Source organism: Stenotrophomonas sp. 05L44_2, assembly GCF_056665995.1.
On the sequence record NZ_JBFTNR010000628.1, the window covers coordinates 1 to 2,465 of the forward strand.

The following is a 2,465-nucleotide window of genomic DNA, read 5'->3' on the forward strand; positions in this document are numbered from 1 at the left end:
GGGTGGGACATCCCGCTCAGGCCTCCTGCAACCCCGGCCGGCCGTGCTCCACGGCATAGCGCTTCCAGCTCTGCAGCGCGCCGTTTGGCTGCATGACGGTATCGAGCGTCTTCATGTCACCGATCCAGGCATCACGGGTGACGTCGCACAGCACATAACCACGCTTGTCCGTCGTCGCCTTCAGGTGCGGACTGTGCCGCAGCTGGTTCTCTGCATAGGCATCCACGCCCTGCCCGTCCGCGCCCGACGTGATCGAAGTGGCCAGGAACTCACTGGAAATCACCCCGGAATCGGCATTGTCCTGCACCAGGTCGCTGGCATAGTGGCGGTGCGCATCGCCACAGGCGGTTACCACGTTGCCGAAGCCCACCTTCTGGATGTGATCGAGCAGGCGGCGGCGGCTGGACAGATAACCGGACCACTGGTCGTCGGAGGCCTGCACCACGCCGTCCTTCTCGCGCAGGTAGTTGCCCAGCGAAACCTGGTGGGCGATGGTGTGCCAGCGTGGTGCGGCATCGGCCAGGCCGTCGAACAGCCATTGCTCCTGCTTTGCGCCAACAATGCTGCGTTCGGGAGATTCCACCTGCCCGCGCTGCGCGATGTCCACCTGCTTGCTGCGGTACTGGCGGGTATCGAGCAGGTGCAGGTCCAGCARCGTGCCRTAGCGCGCGCGMCGGWACATCTGCATATGRCCRTCGCGCGGGAACGACGAAGCRCGCARCGGCATGTTCTCGTAGTACGCCTGGAATGCCTGTGCGCGGCGCAGCAGGAACACTTCACTGGGCGTGCCGTCCTGGTCCTCGGCGCCGGCCCAGTTGTTGTCCACTTCGTGGTCATCGAACGTGACGAACCACGGCGACGCGGCGTGCGCGGCCTGCAGGTCCGTATCGGTCCTGTACTGCGCGTAGCGCCGGCGATAGTCGTCGAGCGTGTAGGTCTGCGGGCCAACATGGTTGCGCAGGTTGGTGAACGGCTGGCCGTTCATCCTGCGCACGCCAGGCTGGCTTTCGCCCTCGTAGATGTAATCGCCGTAATGGAACACGAAGTCGAGCGGCTCCTCGGCAATGTGCCGCCATGCACTGTAGTGCCCCTCCTCGTAGTGCTGGCAACCGGCCACCGCGAAGCGCACGCGGTCGACCCGCGCGTTGGCCGCAGGCAGGGTGCGGGTGCGGCCAATCGCACTGGCATGGCCTCCCACGGTGAAGCGGTACCAGTACGGCCGCCCCGGCAGCAGGCCGTCCAGTTCCACGTGCAGCGCGTGGCCGAGCTCGGGGTGGGCCAGGGCGGTGCCCTGCCGCACCACGGTGCGCATGCTCTCGTCGGCGGCCAGCTGCCATGCCACCGCCATCGGCCGGGTTGGCATGCCGCCGCCGAACACCAGTGGCTCGGTGGCCAGCCGCGTCCACAGCACCACGCCGTCGGCCGACGGATCACCCGACGCCACGCCGAGAGTGAACGGTGTACTGGCAAAGCGCGGCGATGCGAGCAGATTGCGCGGATTCAGCGCTGCCACATCGTTCTGCGCGGCCAGCGCGCGGGCCGTTCCGGCCCACGCACCCAATGCGGAAAGTCCGGACAGGGCAAGGAAGCGCCTGCGATTGATCGTATCCAAGACGGTCGCCTTCAGTTGTAGATGATGTGGAAGTAGAAAAAGCGGCCGTAGTCATCGATCTCGGTGCGGAAGCGCCCGTTCGGACCGGTGCTGTAGGTCGGCTGGGTGTTGAACAGGTTCTTGGCCTCGTACTTCAGCGTCACGTGCTTGCTGACCTTGTGGCTGAAGGCCAGGTTGAAGGTCATGTACGGGTCGTAGTACGAATCCAGCCACTGGGTATCGCCGAAGTCGACCAGCATCCGGCTGCGGTAGGTGCCGGATACGCGCAGCTGCGAGCTCTTCCATGGCATGCGCCAGATCACCGAGCCGTTCACCGACCAGTCCGGCTGGTACAGCAGGCGGTCCAGGCGGCGCTCGCTGCCGTCGCTGATGCGGTAGTTGGTCTGCCCGTCCAGGCGGGTGGCATTGAGGTACATGTCGAAGCGGTGGCGGCCCCACTGCAGGTTGCGGTTGGCTACCGCGAACTCGACACCGCACAGCGTCGACTCATCGGTGTTCATCGGCTGGGTGATCCGGTAGCGGATGTCGCCGACGTTCTCGAACGTGGTCAGGGTGTAGATGTCGTCCTTGATGACCTTGTCGAACAACGCCACCGAGACCAGGCCGTTGTTGCCGTTGAAGTACAGGTCCCAGGCAAGATCGAGGTTGGTCGAGCGGCGCGGCTGCAGCGAGGCATTGCCCTGCTTGATGGTGCAGAAGCCTCCGCCCAGCTCGTCGTCGCCGCAGCTGGTGCTGGTGGCCTGGGCGATGTTGCTGGGCGTCGGCCGGCCCAGCGTGCGGCTGGCGGAGAACCTCAGGCGCTGGTCTTCGCTCAGCTTGAAGGTGGCGTTCAGCGACGGCAGCAGGTTGTTGT

At 65.5% G+C, this 2,465-nt stretch carries 2 protein-coding genes; both read right to left on the reverse strand.

The window, feature by feature from the left end; genetic code table 11:
- Window positions 1–16: 16 nt before the first annotated feature.
- Window positions 17–1,612, reverse strand: coding sequence for an alkaline phosphatase D family protein (locus AC1VAN_RS18420; RefSeq protein WP_480986400.1), 1,596 nt, complete (start codon window positions 1,610–1,612; stop codon window positions 17–19).
- Window positions 1,613–1,623: 11 nt separating this feature from the next.
- Window positions 1,624–2,465 (reverse strand): TonB-dependent receptor domain-containing protein (locus AC1VAN_RS18425; protein WP_480986401.1); only part of this gene is annotated, 842 nt, incomplete at its 5' end.